Genomic DNA, 18192 nt, shown 5'->3' on the forward strand with positions numbered 1-18192 from the left:
CAAGGAGCGCTTTCGCAATGTCGCCGCGGGGTTGTCAGACCTGGTGATGAGTATTGCTACCGCATTGCATAACTTTCGCCGGACCAGACGACGCTATCGCCACAAGCGATCCAATGCCTATTTTGAATAGAGTCTATTCTATACCGCTCCCGGCCGGCGTCAATGTTGTCGCCGCGACGGGAGTCCACCGATCGGGCGCATTCCAGTTCTGGGGCGGAGAGAAGCCAGCGACGGATATTACCGCGTCATGCCTGTGTAGGGGCGCATGGCCATGCGCCCGCATCCAGCGGTGTTGCCCCTGGACTCCCGCTTTCACGGGAGTGACGATGTGGACGGCTGTATGGTCATACGCCAAATCTCGCCCCCAATCTGAAATACACCCACCGCGGCCGGAGGCCGTCGCCCGAGGCGGCTACCGCCAAATTAGGCTATACTGGTGCCGTATCCAATTCTCTTCTGGAAGTCACGCGATGACAACTTCGGCTGATATCGTAATCTGCGGAGCCGGCATTGCCGGCGTCGCCACCGCTTATCAACTCGCCGTCGTGCGCGGACTGCGCAACATCGTCATCATCGATGAACGCCCGCCGCTTACACTGACCAGCGACAAATCCACCGAGTGCTATCGCAACTGGTGGCCCGGCCCCGGCGATGCCATGGTCGCACTAATGAATCGCAGCATCGATATTCTCGAGCAGATCGCCGATGACAGCGGCAACCGCATCGCGCTCAATCGGCGTGGCTACCTTTATGCGACGGCCAATCCGGCGCGCACCGCCGACTTCGAACGGGCGGCCCTGGAGGCGGAGGCGCTCGGCGCAGGCGCGCTGCGCCGCCACGCCGGCCAGCCCGGCTCCGGCTATCAACCGCTGGCATCCGACGGGTTCCGCGGCCAGCCCACCGGCGCCGACCTGATTACCGACCCGCAACTGCTGGGCCGCCATTTCGGCTACCTGGCGAAGGACACTGTCGCGGTGGTGCACGCGCGCCGGTGCGGATGGTTCAGCGCGCAGCAACTCGGCATGACCATGCTTGAGCGCGCACGGGAGCACGGCGTGCGCTTTGTGTCAGGGCGCATGACCGGCGTGGATGTCGCGCACAGCCGCGTCCGGGCTGTCCGGCTGGGCGACGGCACCCGGATCACCACGGACACGCTGGTGCTCGCCGCCGGGCCGCTGCAACAGGCTGCCGCGCGCATGCTGGGCATCGACCTGCCGATGTTCTGCGAGCGGCATATCAAGATCATGTTCGATGATTTCCTGGGCATCGTGCCGCGTGACGCGCCGCTCCTGATCTGGACCGATCCGATTCGGCTGGCCTGGAGCGACGAAGAGCGCGAACTGTTTGCATCCGACCCGGAACTGCGCCACCTGCTGGAGGAGTTTCCGTCGGGGGTTCACACGCGCCCGGAGGGCGGTTCCAGCAGCCATATGCTGTTGATTCTGTGGACGTACGATGCCGCACCGGTCGAACCGACGTGGCCGCTGCCGCTCGATCCGCATTACCCGGAGATTGCACTGCGTGGGCTGGCGCGCATGATACCCGGTTTGTCCGCCTACTTCGGGCGCGCACCGAAGCCGCAGGTGGACGGAGGCTATTACGCCAAGACGCGCGAGAACCGTCCGCTGATCGGCCCACTACCCATCGATGGCGCGTATATCGTCGGTGCACTCTCCGGCTATGGCTTGATGGCGGCGTGCGGTGCGGCTGACCTGTGTGCCAGCACCATCAGCGGGGGGGCGCTGCCGCATTACGCGCCAGCCTTCCGGCTCGACCGCTATGCGGATCCAGCTTATCGCCGACTGCTGGACAACTGGGGAGAGTCCGGGCAGTTGTAGCGCGGCTACTGGCTGCTCGGCAGCATGCTCGTGTCGAAGTCCTGCCCGAGCACGATACGCATATCGACGCCGCTGCCAACATCACCGCTGCGGGCGCGATCGGTGTTCAACCGCATGATGCGCAGCAGCAGGCCACGCGTATATGGCTTGCTGGCCGCCTCGACAATCTGCGTCTGCGTCATGTCGCTGCGCGACGCGTTGTCCACCAGCACCACGGAGAACCCCTGCGCCTTCAGCCATTCCGCCGCGCGCCCCGCCAGACCTTCGGTGGCCGTTCCGTTCGAGACTTCAATCCGCGCCCCTTCGGCCGCCAGCCGCCGGAACTGGTCGCCCGGCTCATCCTGGGTCAGTGCCGCCATTGGCGTCTTGAACACGGTCTCAATGACTTTGCGCACGCGTTCGCGATTGGGCAGCAGCACCATCGCGCCGCCTGGCGTTGTCCAGTCCGTTGTTTCGGCGTCGCCGATGACTCCGGAGCGAATGTTGTCGCTCTTGATGTCGCGCGCCATTTGCGCAAACGCCAGTACCTCGTTCAGGCCGAGGTCCGTCTCCACCATGTCGGCTTTGGCCGCCCACAGCGCGGGAATCTTCGGAATAGCATCAAGCCGCAGCGCCTGATCTTTGATGGCCATAATGACCTGCTGCTGCCGCTTCATGCGCCCAAAATCGTTGTCCACGTGCCGCGTGCGCGCATAATCCAGCGCCTGCTGACCGTTCATGCGCTGGACGCCTTTACGCACAACCAGCGGCCGGTAGCCATAGCGGTCATCGGGGAATGTCGGATCGTACAGGTCGCGCGGCACGTCAACCGTGATGCCGCCCAGCGTGTCCACCACCTTTTTGAAGCCGACGAAGTCGATGCGGACGTAGTAGTGTATCGGTATGCCGAGGTTTTGCTGGATGGTGCGCTTCAGCAGGGCGAAGCCGCCACCGGGGTAGCGCGCGCGTGTGCCTGTCCAGTACGCGGTGTTGATCCGGTTTTCGCTGAAACCTGGAATCGTGACCCATAGATCGCGCGGGATCGACAGCATGCCGACCGACTTGGTCGCCGGGTCCACCGTGACGACGATTATGGCATCGGTCAGCGTGCCGCCCGTCTCGCCGGGACGCCGGTCGATACCGGTCAGCAGAATGTTGACGCGCTCCTGGCGGTCGAGGCGCGGCTTGGGCGGCAGGGGCAGCGAACTGCCGGCCGAGGCGCGCGGCAGGCCGGGCGGATCGAGACGGTCACTGCCGGCGGGCATACTTGGATCATCAGACGCACCGCCGCTCTCGGTGGAGCCATCTGCGCTGGCCTGCCAATTGTCGTCCGGGGGGGGCGAGTCGTACCACCCATTCCACGCACCGTACAGCAAGTACCCTGCAAAAAGCACGGCGCACAGAGAGCCAGAGAGGACGATCAACCCGAGACCGCGCACGATCCCGGACTGCAATGGAGAAGCACTTCGGCGTGCCATAAGCTAATTATAGGCGCAGTTGGGACACGAACAAATGCACGGGCCGCAACCAGCTCAGGCCGGCGGCGCGCTGAGTGCGTGGAGAGCCAACTGGTCGGCAGCGCGATTATACTCACGCGCCACGAAGGCAATCTGCACACGCTCGAACTTGGCGATCCACAGCGTGGCGCGTTGGTGCAGCTTCTTGAGCTTGGCGTCCTTCACGTGATACTCGCCGCGCAACTGGCGGGCGACCAATTCGCCGTCCATCATCAGCATGACCTGCTTGGCTCGCAGCGCACGCGCCGCCTTGAGGCCGGCGATGACGGCTTCGTACTCGGCCTCATTGTTTGTCCGCATGCCGACCGGCTCGGCGATCTGCCGGACGACCGTGCCGGCCGGCCATTCGACGATGACGCCAATGGCGGCCGGGCCCGGATTGCCGCGCGCCACGCCGTCGGCGCGCACGATGCATAGCTCATCCAACGTACAGTATCCTTCCGCAGTTGTCGCATACAGCGACTTCGTCCTCGGCATGCGCGCGTTCCACGACATCAGCAGACAGCCCGATGCCGCAGGCGGCGCACCCGCCATGCCGCACCGGCGCCGCGGACGTGGGCATGCGCTTGCGCAAGCGATCGTAGAAATCCAGCGTCTCCACACTCGCGTCCCGGCGCAGCGCCCGCAGCACTTCATCGCGCTCGACGATCTGCGCGCGCAATAAATCAAGCTCCTCGCGCCAGGTGGCTCCAGCATGTGCTCGCACAGACTCCGCGGCCTCGCGGGCCTCGCGGGCAGCCGAGGCGTCGCGCTCGGCCTGGTCGGTTTCATCCATCAACGATAGAACCGCTTCTTCGATCCGTCCGTGGTTCTGCTTGAACATGTGCAGTTCGCGTTCGTAGCTGCCCAGCTCCTTCGGATTCTGGATGCGCCCGCCGTACAGTTTTTGTTCCAGGTCCGCCATGCGCGTTTCGAGCGATTTCATGTCCGATTCGCGCTCGCGCAGCGCCGCCCGTTTCACTTGCAAAGTTGCGACTGCGCGCTGCTCGGCGGCCAGCGCAGCCATGACCTCGGTGTTGCCTGTCAGTTTCGCTTCAAGGTCGAGCGCCTGCTTGCGCGCGCGATCGTTCTCCGCATCCAGCGACTGCACGCGACCGATCACAGAATCGGTCACGCCAAACCCCCGCGACCGCCGTAGGGATCAACCGGCCGGCTGCGGCCGGACAACAGCCGCACGAGCACCCCGACGAACAGGCCGGCCACCGCGCCGCCGATGTGCGCGAAGTAGGCAACGCCATCCCCAGCCCCGCCATCCAACGCCACTAGGCCGTTGAAGAACTGGACAATAATCCAGACGCCGATGACAATCCAGGCGGGCAATCGATAGGTCGTGAGAAAGAAGCCCAGCGTGACCAGCGTTTCTACGCGCGCAGCCGGATACATGACCAGGTAAGCGCCGAGCACGCCCGCGATCGCCCCGCTGGCGCCCAGCATCGGCACGCGCGAATTCGGATCGACCGCCACCTGTGTCAGCGCCGCCACGGCGCCCCATCCAAGATAGATGATCAGGAAGAACAGGTGCCCCAGGCGATCTTCGACATTGTTGCCAAAGATCCACAGGTAGAGCATGTTGCCGATGATATGCAGCCAGCCGCCATGCATGAACATGGAGGTGAACATCGTCAGGGCCACCGGAATGCCAATGGCGGGCGACAGCTCGATGTTATGGGTAAGCTCATACGGCTGCAGGGCAAACGCCAGCACGAATTGGTTCAATTGCCGTGCCGGTATGAGGATCTGATAGGCGAACACGAGCACATTCGCCAGAATCAGTGCGACGGTTACATACGGCGTTGAGCGGGTGGGGTTGAGGTCGCGCAGGGGAATCATGGCTGGCCTTTCGTTCTCAACCGGCCCGCGCCGGGGCGGTACCCAGCATCCGGCCGTACAATTCGACGAGCCGGCCCACATTCGCGTCCAGCGAGTAGTATGTCACCGCGCGCGCGCGTGCGCGGCCCGCCAGTGACCGCGCAAATTCAGGGTACGCGATCAGCACCTGCATCGCCAGTCGCAGTTGCGGCTCCAGCGACTCCGGGTCGATCAGGATACCTGCGTCACCGAGCGCCTCGCCGTCGGCGCCCGCGTCCGTCGCGATGACGGTGCAGCCGCAGGCCATCGCCTCCAGCATCGCCAGCGACAGGCCTTCGACATCCGACGGGAGCACGAACATATCCGTCGCCTGCAGGATGCGCACCCGTTGCTCGTCGGACGCCACCCAGCCCATGAACTCAATCTGTGTGTACGCCGCAAAACGCTCGCGCAACCGGTCGAGCTCCGATCCGTCGCCGACCACCACCAGGCGGTGCGTCGGCGGCACGCGCATGTCGCTGAACACCTTGAGCAACGTGTCAACGTTCTTTTCCGGATCGACCCGGCCCATGTAGGTAATCAGGTAGTCGGCATTGACGTCGCGCTTGTAGGTCGCGGGCCCCGGCGCGTACTTGCCCACGTCGACGCCGTTGGGTATCACATGGATATTCTCGGCCGGCACGCCATAATCCGCCAGCAGCGCACTCTGCTCGGAAGAAAACACGATGATGCCGTCGTACTTCGCCAGCGGCGAGGCATAAACGCGGTACAGGCTCCGCGATGCGCTGCCCCAGAACGTCGTGCGCCGATCGTACGGGAAATGCAGCGTCGCCACGATCGGGATTCCGGCAGCGTGGCAAATATCCGGCAGCGAAAAGTCCAGCAACTGCGAGAACGATAGCGACGCATGGGCGATCTGCGGTCGTTCGGCGCGCAGCGTATCCTCGATCAGTTCACGCGCGTTCGGCGTGGAGATCACGCTCCGGTTCATGATGTTGAGCGCGCCGATCTGGATTTCCTTGCTGTCGCGGCGGTGCCGTGTGCGCGGGCCATGGTACATAAACACAATATCGAGGCCGCGGGCGCGCAGGCCGCGCAGTATCTCGGTCGAGTAGCTGACGAGGCCGCCGCCCTTGCCGCCCGGCTGAGGCTTGTGACCGAAGTACGCGAGTTTCATGACCCTGGCTTGCCAGCTACGCGACGCGCCGCATCGCGCGGCCGGGCGCCAGCAGGAACGGCGGCAGGTAGCCCGACAGGTTGGAAAGCGGCAGCACCTCCGGTTTGAGCCGGATGCCGAGCGCTTCCTGCATGAACGCCCGCCGCGCGCAAATGCGCGCCCACGCCTCCGGATACTGCCGCGCAAACTGCCGGCGCAGCGTGCTGTCGCCCAGCGCCACCCCGTCCTCGATGTTCGATGTGAAGTAGGCGGTGCCCGTCGCGGGGATGATGTCGCACTGAACGGCCATACCCGAAACAAACGGCGTCGTCGAGCCGCGTTCCACTGGCGAACTGAGCCACTCATCGAGGTGGATCAAGTGGCCCGGGTTCAGCGCCACACCATAGAACGGGTCCCCGATGATGGCATGCACCGCCGCATGCAACTCGCCGCCCGTGACGCCGATGCCGATCGTTTCATACCAGGTCGCGGCGGCCGCAAAGTACGGTTTGACCAGCCGATCAAAGTAGTCGCGGATCGGCAGCGGCAGTTGAGACGCATCTTCGACCAGGAAACCGGCGCGCGCCGTGAGCGCGCCCCACAGGCCGACGGCCGTCGTGAACGGCTCACCGGTCTGCATCGGGCGGGACGACGGGCTGGCCAGCCCGACGCGCGCCCGCTCGCCGGCTGTCAGCATCAGGTGGCACGAGAGCGGCATGCCCGGCCAGCGCATCTGCCGCACCGCGTCGTATTCGCTCAGCCCTGGACGCAGTTGGAAGATCGCATCGCGCACCATCTGCCCGGCCACAGTGCCCGCAAACTCGAACCGCGCCAGTTGGTGCACGCTGTTCGCGGCGCGCACGCCATCGGACGCCATGAAAAGCGCCGTCGCGTTGCGCACTTTGCCCGCCGGTACCGCCGATTTCACGGCGTCGAGCACCCAGGCTGGCAGTTCGCTGGCGCGCTTGGAGTGCGGCGCTTCGCTTCCAGAGAAGTACTTCCAGCCAACTGCGCCAACGCGCATGCCGGGCGTGATACCGGCATCGCGCAGGATGCGCTTGAGCGGCACGAGGCGATCGCGCGGCTGATTGAGCAGGCTGAACGACTGGTGCAGCACCACGTTGACCGCGAGCGGCGCGAGTCCCGCATAGCCGACACCTTCGTTGCCCACCAGCAGCGACGGCTTGCCGCTGCGCGTCACCACGCAGAGCGCTTCTTCAAAGCGCGGATCGTAGCCCGTGAGGTAAGCCAGATTGGCAAAGTGTTCGCGGTCACCGTAGATCACCAGCGCATCAAGGCGCGCCTGCTTCATGCGGCTGCGCACCGTCGCCAGCCGCACCTCGTACTCGTCCGCAGGGACATCCGGCTCGACCGTCGGCAGGCCGTAGTCCGGCAACTGAAACTCTGCAAGTTCAATGTTCATAACGACTCATCCTCCACGGGCGCGCCGGCATCTGAATCGCTAAATCGCGTGCGCAGGTACCGGGTGAAGCGGGATTGCAGAGCGCGTCGGTCAAACAGGTCCCTTGCATCGGTCGCTGGCTCGGCGCCAAACACAACGACCTTCGGGCTTTTGGCATGGCCAAGTTGCTGCCGGCAACGGGCGAGAATGGCGAATTCTTCGACATGCACGCCCGGCTCCGGCACAACGTACGCACCAATCTCCACGCCAGTATAGATGTTATCAAACGCGACAGCCACGCCGGTGCGCACAGCCGGTATCGATTGGAGCGCGCGATCCACGTCGGCCAGCGAAAGCGGCACGCCGTCCCGTTCTGCGACCGGCCGGCTGCTGTCGTCAATGGTGTATACCGGCCCGCCGGAAGCATCGGCATGGGCGTGCCCCAACAATCCACTTGCGAGCCAGCCACCGGTGAACGCGCTCCGGTTGGCGTCGGGACGTTGGTGATAGCCCTGCATGACGTTGTGCCCGCGCAACAGCAGCACGCCGGTGCGCTCGGATTGACTGCCGTCATCGCCGGCTATCGAGACCTCGTTGACATCCAGCGTTTGCCCAACCGGCGCGCGGCCGTCACGGTCGAACCATAGCGCGCGATCCGGCGCGCTCGCGTCGAGCGGCGTCTGGAACACCCAACCGCTCGCTTCCGCCACGCCCAGCGCGATCTGCACCGGACAGCCAAAGCGCTGTTCAAACGCTTGCGCCGTGCGCGCCTGCGCCGAACCACCGGTGCAAATTACCGAGCGCAAGCGCGGAACCGACGGGTTGACGGCGGCATCTAATTCCAGCAACACCTGCATCTGGCCGGGAAGCATGATGGCGATGGTCGCGCCGAGATCTGATATCTGCGCCCAGTAGGTCGCCGGGTCAAAGCGCACGCTGGCCGTGCTCGCGCCAGCGCTCAACGGACCGAGCAGTGTCCCAACGATCCCGGCCACGGTGAGCAACGGAAGCGTGCTGGCTATCCGGTCAAACGCTGTCCAGCGGTTCCAGCGCGCCACCGCATCGGACACCGCGAGTAGATTATAGTGGTTGAGTACGGCACCCGCTGCGCCATCCGCATGCGGGACGAACGCGATGATCGCCTCGTCGTCGCGCGCCGGTTCGGCAGGCAGTGCATAACCCGCGGAACCCACTTCAGTGGCCGCCGTCAGCGCTTCCAGCCAGACCGGCGCAGCCATGCCATCCACCGACGCCGCGATGCGCTGAGCACGGGCCGCGTGCTGCGCATCGGGGACGAGCAGGCGGGCGCGAGCTTCCTGCAGATTCGATGCGATGCGCCGATCATCGTCATCGGGATGCGCCGGGATGATGCTGACGCCGATCATCCAGGCTGCCAGCAGCAGTCGCCCCGCGTCAGCGGACGAGCCGGACATGATCGCGATGCGGTCCGATCGCCGAAGTCCGTGTTCACGATGCAGGCACGCCGCCAGGAGCCTGGCCTCAGCATGCAGTTCCCGATAGGAACGCTCGCGCACCGAGCCGGACGGTTCGTGCGTTAGCAGCAGAGGCCGCTCGGGCTGCCGGGATGCGCGCTCCGCCAGAAGCGCACCGAGATTGCGGTACGCCACCAGCGCCCGGAGCGGCGAGATGCCACGGACTGCCTGCGCGTGCGCGATATTGACCAGCGTTTGCCAGTCGTGCTCGGCGCTCATGTTGTTGAGCGGATTATAGCACAGCGAAGCTAGGTCGTGCGTGCAGTGGGCTGCTGACCACGCGCCCAGATCGCCAGTCCGGCCGCGATCACGATTCCGACGCCTCCATAGAGATACCAGACCAGGTCGGGCCGGCTGGCCGCCACCGCCTGGTCAAACAGCCAGCCGCCGAGCACATTCCCGACGCCGCCACCCACGGCGAGTGCATAGGCCGCTAGCCCAAAATACGCCGCCAGCGCATCGCTGCGCGCCAGTTCAGAGGTAATGGTGTACTGCGTCGGCTGGTACAAAAGGTCGCCCAGCGCGTAAACAGTGGCCGAAACCACCACCAGCAGCGGCAGAGTCCAGACCCCGATTGTGCCGATGCCGAGCGAGATGAAGACCATGGCGACCAGCAAGATCATCGGGCGCGACCAGCGGCGATTCAGATATTGCAGCAGAAAGTATTGCGCCAGAATCGCCGGGACTGAGTTGATGATGTAGTAGAGGCTGATCGCTTCAAGGCTGCCGAAGCGATTGTAGACATACAGCGGCAGCGAAATCGTGAATTGCACGAACAGGAACCAGTACCCGGTGTTGAGCGCAATCACCGTAACAAAACGGCGGTCGCGCAGGGCGGTCTTCAGCGTCTGGGTGAACGACGGCCGCTCCGGACCGCCGTCCGCGCGCTTGGGAGCATGGATATTGGGCATGCCGATCCAGAGCAGCACAACGCCGACAATGTAGAATGATGCGGCCACCAGGCTCAGCGTGGCGAAGTTTATCTGCAACAGCCAGATGCCGAGCGCCGGGCCAACGGCGCTGCCCAGCCGGCTTGAAATGCCGTACAATGAAAACGAGGCCGGCCGGTGCTCGATCGGCGTCAAGGTCGCGAGCGCGGCATTGCCCGATGACTCGAAGAAGGCGCCGCCAAACGCGGCGATCAGCGCGGCCACCGTCAACGAAGGCAAATCGGTCGCGTAGGCGAACGAGGCAAATCCGATGGCGCGCACCAGCAGACCAATGGCCAGCGTGGGCTTGTAGCCGATCCGATCGCCCAGCGCGCCGCCGAAGACGGCCAGGCCTTGCTGGGTGAACTGGCGGATGCCGAGCACCAGGCCGGCCATCGCCGCCGACAAGCCCAGGTCGCGTGTACCATGCAGCGCCACAAATGGCATCATGAGGAAGAAGCCGGTGTTCATCAGGAAGTAGTTGAACAGCAGGATCCCGACACCGGGCTGGCGAAACAGCAGGAGTTTGAGCGTAGACACAATTCGCGATTATAACACCAATAAATGCCGGGTGCGGAGCGAAATCGGTGGCGCGGATTTGATTGCCAATCCGACCGGGGTGCGCGTATAATGCGCGTATGAGCGGCGCGGGCACTTTGATCATCGGCGTGGCGGGCGGCAGTGGGTCGGGCAAGACCACGGTGGCCAACCGCATCATCGAGCGCGTGGGCGCGCATCGCATCGCGTTTATCCCGCATGACGCTTACTACCGCGATCTGAGCCACCTGCCGCTGGCCGAGCGCCGCCAGGAGAACTTCGATCACCCGGACGCGCTCGAAACCGACCTGCTGGTCGAGCACCTGCGCGCGCTGCGCGGCGGGCACGCGATCGCGATGCCGACCTACGACTTCGCGGCCTACGTGCGGCGCAGCGAAACGATCGCAATCGGCCCGCGCAAGGTCATTGTCGTCGAAGGCATCCTCATCTTCGTCGACAAAGCGCTGCGCGACATGATGGATATCAAGATCTTCGTCGACGCGGACGCCGACGTGCGCCTGCTGCGCCGCCTGAAACGCGACATCGGCGAGCGCGCGCGCACGCTCGACAACGTCATCGAGCAGTACGAGCACACCGTAAGGCCGATGCACCTGGAGTTCGTTGAGCCGAGCAAGCGCTACGCCGACGTGGTCGTGCCCGGCGGCGGCTACAACACGATCGCGCTCGATCTGATCGTCGCGCGCATCGAGACGCTGCTGGCGGCGGGCTAGGCAATGCAGACCGTTTACTCGGTCGGCGTTCGACTCGGCCGCGGCGCGATCGGGCTGATTGCACTCAAAGCCGCCGAGGGCTTGCAGCGCGCCAGCATCCTTTCGCGCCTGATTGTCGGTGCGCACGAAGGCGTCCTCGCACCCGATGTTCGCTCCCTGGGCCTGATTAACCGGGGGCTGAAGAGACTGGCCTTCATGGAGCCGAGCGGGCAAGCAACCGACTGGACCGACGTTGTGTTCGATGTCTGGGCGCAGGGACAGGTGTCCGCCTGCGACGTGTTCCATGGATGGGGCAATATGTGCCTGCGACAACTGCGCGCAGCGCACCGACACGGCGCGCGCACAATCGTCGAGCGCGCGACAACACACGTGCTGATGCAAGCTGAACTACTGGCGGAAGAAGCCGATCGATGGGGACTCAAGCGGCCGCTCACGGTGCAAAGCGCGGTGCGGCGCGGTGTGGCCGAGAACGCCGAATCCGACTATGTGATCGTGCCGTCGCGCTTCGCCTATGATAGCTTCGTCGTGCACGGTACACCACTCGCACGTATTATTTTGAATCCGTTTGGTGTGGACATCAACCGCTTTAGGCCCCCGACACAGCGCCGCAGCGGCCCGTTTCGTGCGCTGTTTGTCGGACTTGTCAGCGCACAGAAAGGCGTGCCCGACCTGCTGGAAGCCTGGAAGCGGGCGGCCATTCCGGATGGTGAACTGCATATCGCCGGGTTGATTGGCAAGGAGATGCCCCCCCTACTGGCTCCATTCCGCGACCTGCCGGGAGTTCGCTTCATCGGGCACATCGACCCGGCGCAGGCGTACCGCGATGCCGACGTGTTCATCTTCCCATCAATCCAAGAAGGCAGCGCACTCGTTACGTACGAGGCGATGGCGAGCGGGTTGCCGGTCATCGTCACGCCCAATTGCGGCTCCATCGCGCGCGACGGCGAGCACGGTTTCGTTGTGCCGATCCGCGAGCCCGATCGGCTAGCCGAATGCCTGATCGCGCTGGCACGCAATCCGGAGCAGCGCGCCGCGATGGGCGCAGCCGGGCGCCGGCATGTCGAACAATATACTTGGGAACAGTACGGGGCGCGGCTTGCCAGCGCACATCAACGCATCGCGCGCGGCGAATCGCCCGACGGGCCAGATTGGCTAATTTACGCAAAAGGGGCATAGTGCGTGTCACAGCCTAAGGCAGACACGCCGGTTGGTCAGCTGTGGATCGATCAATACAAGAAGCGCGGTGGCAATCCCTATGCGCAACCGAATGTTTCCCGGTCCTACTTCACCCGCTTCATGCACGGGCCATTCGTACAGCATATCGTACGCTACGCACAGATGGCGGCTGGCGCGTCCGCGATTGAGGTCGGCTGTGGCAGTGCACGGTTCACCGCTTGCCTGGCGCTGATGGGCTTTCGCGTCACCGCGCTCGACGTGTCGCCGACGATGCTTGAGAATGCACTGGACATGCAGCGCCAGGCTGAGGCACTGCTCGGGGGTAATGCCGCCCTATAGTATGCTACAATTGACTAGCAACACGAGGTGAGGGGGAGCATAGTGTGGCGCCCCAAAGCAGACGCCCACAATCTACTTCACGCGAGGTGGCTATGAACTCTCGAAAGACGACCCGCTGGTTGATTGCATGCGCATCCATGCTTTGGATCGCGCTTGTCGTGCTGATCCCCTCCATTTCCCAATCTTCCGCTCCGCCCAAAACACGCACTGTAAATCCCGCTGGCTCGATTGTATTCTCTGATGGACCAATTGCCTCCGGCATCACGACCAACATTTGGATCATGGATCCGGACGGCGCTAACGCAACGCAGTTGACCAATTTGCCCGGAATAAACTTCTTCCCGGCCATATCACGTGACGGGTCGCGTATTGCATTTTCGGCCTATGACAGTTCGCTTTGGGTAATGAATAGTGACGGCAGCAACCTTCATCAGTTGCCGATGCCGGGGCACACTAATTGCATTGAATGGTCTCCAGACGGCACCAAACTGCTAGTCAGCAATGACAGCGTGGATTGGTGGGAAATCTGGACCATGAACGCCGACGGCACCGGCGCCGTGCGGCTCACAACTCATACCTGGCCGAGCAGCCGACCCGCCTGGTCTCCCGATGGACAAAAAATCGCATACATAGTTGCCAACCCTGGTTATTACATGGATCTCTGGATCGTGAACCAGGACGGATCGAACGATCATGAAGTGCTGTCGTCAAGCAGCGGCTTCTCGCATCATTCTCCGCGATGGGCCCCCGATGGAAGCCGGATCGCCACAGTTCGCTGGATAGCCGGTACGTCGTTTGACACGGCCATTCGACAACTAACAGTGATGAACCCCGATGGCACATCGGAAGTTCCAATTGTCACCAATGTTGACTCGCCAGATTACCTTAGCATTTTCTGGACACTCAACAGCCAGTGGCTTGTGTTTGGCAAAGAGGGCGCCGCATGGAAGGTTGAACGAACCGGGCTAAACCTAGCGAAGATCGGCACATCAAGCGCATGGATGCCATCGACCAATGCGATCACCTTTGACGGCGTACAAGTCGTGTATGTCCCCGTCTTGATGGCGCCGGCTCAGACGGCCACGCCGACCGCCACACCGTCACCCACGCCGACTGCGACCCCACCGAGTATCCGGGGGCGCGTAACGTACACGGGTACCCCGGCGGCCAACGTATCGCTCGACTTGCGGTTCTACAACGGATCGTCCTGGTCCACCGCGGCGTCGACAACCACTGGCGCGGACGGAAAGTACTCTTTCCTCAACGTGCCGTCGCTTGGCGCAAATCAGGGCTACTATGTGCGTTACCGAAATTCGTCCGATGCCTCACGTCTTTGGAGTTGGAGTACGCGACTCTTGACCAGCTACACCAATGGGACCGATGTCGCCATCGGCGACTTCGACGTTGCCAATATCAAGTTGACGGCGCCGCCGGATCAAGCCGCATGGTCGCTGCCGCTCCTATTCACATGGATCGCCCGTCCGCAGTCACCGTCCGATAGCTATGTGTTCACTATCTACGATGCGGCGACGGGCAGCCCGTTCGCCCAGACGTTCCCGCTTGGATATGTGAACCAGTTCACGCTGAACTCGTTGCCACCTACTTTCACCTACAATCATCTGTACGCTTGGGAAATCTGGGCGTGCGCGCCTGACGGAGGCTGCGGAATTTCATATGAAGCCAGACGAGTAACCTTGTTGGCTGGGGCCGCACCAAGCCATGCGCCGGATGCGTACGGCGGTTGGGCTTCACCGCCGCCAGCGACCGTACCCGCAGATATTCCGCAACGAATTGGGCGATAGCAAAAACCCGTCGGCAGCTTTGAAGCGCGCAAGCTATCTACGCTTGCGCGCGCTTTTCACTTCGACTTCGGCCTGCGTATAATCAACGCCGCGCACCTGCGTCGCATCCCGTGGGCGGATCGATCGCGCGTGACATGGAGCACGGATTGATTGTGCCCATTCGTCGGACGGATCGCCTGGCGGAGTCGCTTGTCACGCAATCGGACGATCCCCGGCAACGCAAAGCGATGGGCGCTGCCGACCGGAAACTTGTCGAACGGTATACATGGGAACCGTAAAGCGAGCGGGGCAATCGATGCACAAGGAATGAAATCAGCTAATGAAGTCCCCAGTCGTCCTATGTGGCTGACAACAGACAATGGCGTGTTGACGAGATGAGGCATTGGAGAGGCGATGGGCGGCCGACGAGATTTACCTGTTTTGGTTAGCTTGATCGGGGCGATCTTCCTGTTTGCCCTAGTCAAGTTTAACGCAAGTGCAGCACCATTTGAAGATGCCGCGATTCTGATGCGCTATGCAGATCATTTAGCCAGAGGCTATGGAATTGTATGGAATATAGGCGAGGCGCCGATCGATGGCGCGACTGATTTCCTGTTTATGGTAGTCGCAGCCATACTTGTACGTTTGGGCGCAACTTTGGAAGTGGCTACACGCGGACTTGGCTTTGTCTCGCATGCGCTAACCGTCCTCCTTGTGTACACATCACTACGCAGGCTCCATAATGCCCCCGTCATTGTTGCAGCCATCAGCGCGCTCTTTCTGGCCATTGGCCCGGGGCTTGCATATGTTTCAGCATACTTCGGCACCCCGTTTTTCGCGCTTGCGGCCAGTTTGACTTGGTATGTCGCCGTTTTGATGATTCGATCGGGAGAAACACAGCGGCGAGCGATACTGTTTGCGGCACTGTCACTATTCACGGCGCTGATAAGGCCAGATGGCGTCCTCCTGACGGGTTTCATGTTGGTCGCCATTATCGTTGCACGCGGTCCGCGCAGCGCCAGGCGCGCCATCGCGTACTTCACCGCGCTGTTCGTTAGCATCGGTGGCCTATATTTCCTCTGGCGATGGAATTACTTTGGTTATCCGCTGCCGAATCCGTTTTACCGCAAAGGTGGCGTCTTCAGCACTCTCAACCTCCAGCGCTCGCTCACCGATACAATCAAGGTGTGCGGCCCGATTCTCGCTGTGTTTCTACTTGGCTTTGTCAATTCGAGAACCCGTCGGCAGGCTGCCGCCTACATGTTGCCCGTCCTGTGCTTCGCAGGGTCATTCGTCATTCTGTCTGACGAACTCAACTTTGCTTCACGCTATCAGTACGTGCTTCTCCCCATGGTGCTTATGACGTGGTGGCCCATGATCGCCTGGCTCATCACCACTGCTCGCCGTGAGCGATGGTCCGCAATGCGCCCGTTGCCCAAGGCGGCAACATTGGTGGGAACCAGCATGCTGGTCTTTGGCTTTCTACTGTATGGCTTTCGATTGGGGCTTGCCAGCTATCCGCATGACGGCCGCTACGATATGGCATTAATGTTGTCTGAATACCAAACCGAAAACCTGACCTTGGCGACCAGCGAAGCGGGCCTGCTGCCGTTGTATTCGCGCTGGAGGACGATAGACTTGTGGGGACTCAATGACCCATGGATCACACATAATGGAGGGCTTACCGAACAGTATCTAGACAGCGTCAAGCCAGATCTGATCATGTTTCACGCTTACTTTACCCCCATGGTCCCCCCAATCGAACCTCCAACGGAGTGGGGCACCATGACGATGATAGCCAACCAGTATGCCGTAGGCCATAATTACGTCCTTGCAGCTGCTTTCGTTGGAAACGTGCCATCCGAAAGTCACTACTACTATGTACGACCCGACAGTAAACTGCGTGGCGAGTTGGTACAGCGCATAAGGAGCTTTGACTACGCATGGTGGGGCACAGGGACAAGCGCCCGCAACGAAGCAAGCACATCGCCCTGAGCTGATACTCAACAAGCAATCGGTATGCACCCTCCTAGTATCAGTTTGGCCCAGCGAGCCGTGCGCGGGACAGTGTTCGTACTCTTGAGTTCGTACCTGAATCTGGCCGTTGGCTTCGTCGTCACAATACTGTTGACCCGGCAATTGTCGCCCGAGGCGTTCGGCATCGTGTCGCTCGGCACGTTCTTCCTGGGCCTGCTCGATGTGCGCAGCAAGTTCGGGTTTGAGCACGCGTTTACGCAGCGGCAGCCGACTACACCGGAAGCGATCGACACGTATCTGGGGCTTCAACTCGGGTTCGGGCTGGCGACCGTGCTGGTGGCCCTCGTCGCATGGCTGCCGCTCGGCTGGCTTGGCTACGCTGTTGAGGTGCGCGAGGCGTTGCTGATTCTGGCGGCACTGGCGCTGGTCGATGCGGCGGGCGCGGTGCCGCGCGTGGCGCTCGAAAAGGAGCTGAACTTCCGCGCCACGAGTGTGGTCGTCAGCGTCGCGCTGCTGGTATCCAACGTGGTGGCCGTGATCATGGCGTTCACCGGATTCGGATACTGGAGCCTGCTGGCCCAGGTCGGGGTGAACGCCTTCGTCGGCGCGGTTGGCTACTGGCGTGTAGCGGGACTGCGCGCCCGGCCGCGCGTGAATCGCGACATAGCGGTCTGGATGCTGCGCTTTGGCGGCGTCATGGCCGTCGGTTCGGTGGCAACCCTGATATTGCTGCAATATGACAATTTTCTCGTCGGCACATTCGCCGGCGTCGCGACGCTCGGATTCTACGAGCGCGCTTACAAGGTGGCGCAGTGGCCCACCGGCCTCGTGACGCACGTCGTTTCGCGCAGCGCCTTCCCGACATACGCGAAACTGCAAGACGATCGCCCGCGCCTGTCGAAGGCGTTCAATCTGACGCTGTGGCTGATCACGACGCTGTCGCTGCCGGTGGCCATCGCACTGTTTGTATCGGCGCCCGATTTCATCGAGTTGATTTTTGGCGGCGCGTGGCTGCCCTCCGCGCTGTTCCTGCGCGTGCTGATCGGCTATTCGCTGCTGCGACCGCTATTGGACGACACTGGCGCGCTGTTCACCGCGCTCGGCAAGCCGCATCTGTCGAGCCTCACAGTCGGCGCGCAGGCGGTGGCGCTAATTCTGTTCGCCACACCGCTTACTCTGATCTACGGGGCGGTCGGCACGGCGATCGGCGTCGGCATCGCGTTTGTGGTCGGCGTGATTGTTGCTTATCGCAACGTCGCGCGGCAGGTCGATCTCGCCTTCGGCGACACCTTCCTGCGCCCGGCGCTGGCTGCCGCAGCGGCGCTAGCCGTGTATGCCCTCGTGCGACTGGGCGGCGATTTCAACGTGCTCCCGGTTCCGGCACGCTTTGTCTTGAAAGCGGGACTGGCCAGCATTACGTACGTCAGCGTCGCCCTGCTACTCGACCGGCGCACACTCATTGATCGGACACGCTACATTGTCTCTTTCTTGCGCGCAACTCCTAACTCAGAGGGCAACCCATAGAGCA

Annotated in this window: 15 protein-coding genes; 7 read left to right on the forward strand and 8 right to left on the reverse strand. The window is 62.7% G+C overall.

Annotated features, from left to right (window positions below):
• The first annotated feature begins 470 nt into the window (after positions 1 to 470).
• Positions 471 to 1838, forward strand: coding sequence for an FAD-binding oxidoreductase (locus tag HZB53_08705; protein MBI5877716.1), 1368 nt, complete (start codon positions 471 to 473; stop codon positions 1836 to 1838).
• A gap of 5 nt (positions 1839 to 1843) precedes the next feature.
• Here HZB53_08705 and HZB53_08710 read toward each other — a convergent pair whose 3' ends face one another.
• The 8 genes from HZB53_08710 to HZB53_08745 all read right to left on the reverse strand — a co-directional run bounded on the left by HZB53_08710 (position 1844) and on the right by HZB53_08745 (position 10663).
• Complete coding sequence (locus tag HZB53_08710) at positions 1844 to 3082, reverse strand: LCP family protein (GenBank protein MBI5877717.1); 1239 nt, start codon at positions 3080 to 3082, stop codon at positions 1844 to 1846.
• Positions 3083 to 3349: 267 nt separating this feature from the next.
• Entirely contained in the window at positions 3350 to 3760 is a 411-nt protein-coding gene (locus HZB53_08715) for a ribonuclease HI family protein (GenBank protein ID MBI5877718.1), read from the reverse strand.
• Positions 3753 to 4424 carry a hypothetical protein gene (locus tag HZB53_08720; GenBank protein MBI5877719.1) on the reverse strand — a complete coding sequence of 224 codons (672 nt, stop codon included), beginning with the start codon at positions 4422 to 4424 and terminating at the stop codon, positions 3753 to 3755. Before HZB53_08720 ends, HZB53_08715 begins: the two co-directional genes overlap by 8 nt.
• A 20-nt stretch (positions 4425 to 4444) precedes the next feature.
• The gene (locus HZB53_08725) at positions 4445 to 5164 is read right to left on the reverse strand and encodes a rhomboid family intramembrane serine protease (protein MBI5877720.1); all 720 of its coding nucleotides are present in this window, start codon (positions 5162 to 5164) and stop codon (positions 4445 to 4447) included.
• A 16-nt stretch (positions 5165 to 5180) separates the two neighbouring features.
• Positions 5181 to 6320, reverse strand: a complete 1140-nt coding sequence (locus tag HZB53_08730) for a glycosyltransferase family 4 protein (protein MBI5877721.1) — start codon at positions 6318 to 6320, stop codon at positions 5181 to 5183.
• A 16-nt stretch (positions 6321 to 6336) separates the two neighbouring features.
• The gene (locus HZB53_08735) at positions 6337 to 7722 is read right to left on the reverse strand and encodes an aminopeptidase P family N-terminal domain-containing protein (GenBank protein MBI5877722.1); all 1386 of its coding nucleotides are present in this window, start codon (positions 7720 to 7722) and stop codon (positions 6337 to 6339) included.
• A complete protein-coding gene (locus tag HZB53_08740; protein MBI5877723.1) occupies positions 7719 to 9413 on the reverse strand; it encodes an acyl--CoA ligase in 1695 nt (564 codons plus the stop codon). Before HZB53_08740 ends, HZB53_08735 begins: the two co-directional genes overlap by 4 nt.
• 29 nt (positions 9414 to 9442) lie before the next feature.
• Positions 9443 to 10663, reverse strand: coding sequence for an MFS transporter (locus HZB53_08745; GenBank protein MBI5877724.1), 1221 nt, complete (start codon positions 10661 to 10663; stop codon positions 9443 to 9445).
• Between the two features lie 98 nt (positions 10664 to 10761).
• Here HZB53_08745 and udk point away from each other — a divergent pair, with 98 nt between their 5' ends.
• The 6 genes from udk to HZB53_08775 all read left to right on the forward strand — a co-directional run bounded on the left by udk (position 10762) and on the right by HZB53_08775 (position 18188).
• Positions 10762 to 11391 (forward strand): uridine kinase, encoded by a 630-nt coding sequence (udk, locus tag HZB53_08750; GenBank protein MBI5877725.1) that lies wholly within the window; start codon positions 10762 to 10764, stop codon positions 11389 to 11391.
• Positions 11392 to 11394: 3 nt separating this feature from the next.
• Complete coding sequence (locus tag HZB53_08755; GenBank protein ID MBI5877726.1) at positions 11395 to 12567, forward strand: glycosyltransferase family 4 protein; 1173 nt, start codon at positions 11395 to 11397, stop codon at positions 12565 to 12567.
• A 120-nt stretch (positions 12568 to 12687) separates the two neighbouring features.
• Entirely contained in the window at positions 12688 to 12906 is a 219-nt protein-coding gene (locus HZB53_08760) for a methyltransferase domain-containing protein (GenBank protein MBI5877727.1), read from the forward strand.
• A gap of 92 nt (positions 12907 to 12998) precedes the next feature.
• Positions 12999 to 14708, forward strand: coding sequence for a PD40 domain-containing protein (locus HZB53_08765; GenBank protein MBI5877728.1), 1710 nt, complete (start codon positions 12999 to 13001; stop codon positions 14706 to 14708).
• Positions 14709 to 15101: 393 nt separating this feature from the next.
• Positions 15102 to 16682, forward strand: coding sequence for a hypothetical protein (locus HZB53_08770; protein ID MBI5877729.1), 1581 nt, complete (start codon positions 15102 to 15104; stop codon positions 16680 to 16682).
• 72 nt (positions 16683 to 16754) lie between these two features.
• Complete coding sequence (locus tag HZB53_08775) at positions 16755 to 18188, forward strand: oligosaccharide flippase family protein (GenBank protein ID MBI5877730.1); 1434 nt, start codon at positions 16755 to 16757, stop codon at positions 18186 to 18188.
• Positions 18189 to 18192: the final 4 nt, after the last annotated feature.

The organism is Chloroflexota bacterium (genome assembly GCA_016235055.1).
Lineage (GTDB): Bacteria > Chloroflexota > Anaerolineae > JACRMK01 > JACRMK01 > JACRMK01.

Bases quoted from the DNA above. Each gene is read 5' to 3' on its own strand.
- HZB53_08730 (MBI5877721.1), bottom strand. From the start codon at position 6,320: ATGAAACTCGCGTACTTCGGTCACAAGCCTCAGCCGGGCGGCAAGGGC.
- HZB53_08770 (MBI5877729.1), top strand. From the start codon at position 15,102: ATGGGCGGCCGACGAGATTTACCTGTTTTGGTTAGCTTGATCGGGGCG.
- HZB53_08735 (MBI5877722.1), bottom strand. From the start codon at position 7,722: ATGAACATTGAACTTGCAGAGTTTCAGTTGCCGGACTACGGCCTGCCG.
- HZB53_08760 (MBI5877727.1), top strand. From the start codon at position 12,688: ATGCACGGGCCATTCGTACAGCATATCGTACGCTACGCACAGATGGCG.
- HZB53_08765 (MBI5877728.1), top strand. From the start codon at position 12,999: ATGAACTCTCGAAAGACGACCCGCTGGTTGATTGCATGCGCATCCATG.
- HZB53_08710 (MBI5877717.1), bottom strand. From the start codon at position 3,082: ATGCCCGCCGGCAGTGACCGTCTCGATCCGCCCGGCCTGCCGCGCGCC.
- HZB53_08755 (MBI5877726.1), top strand. From the start codon at position 11,395: ATGCAGACCGTTTACTCGGTCGGCGTTCGACTCGGCCGCGGCGCGATC.
- udk (MBI5877725.1), top strand. From the start codon at position 10,762: ATGAGCGGCGCGGGCACTTTGATCATCGGCGTGGCGGGCGGCAGTGGG.
- HZB53_08740 (MBI5877723.1), bottom strand. From the start codon at position 9,413: ATGAGCGCCGAGCACGACTGGCAAACGCTGGTCAATATCGCGCACGCG.
- HZB53_08725 (MBI5877720.1), bottom strand. From the start codon at position 5,164: ATGATTCCCCTGCGCGACCTCAACCCCACCCGCTCAACGCCGTATGTA.
- HZB53_08705 (MBI5877716.1), top strand. From the start codon at position 471: ATGACAACTTCGGCTGATATCGTAATCTGCGGAGCCGGCATTGCCGGC.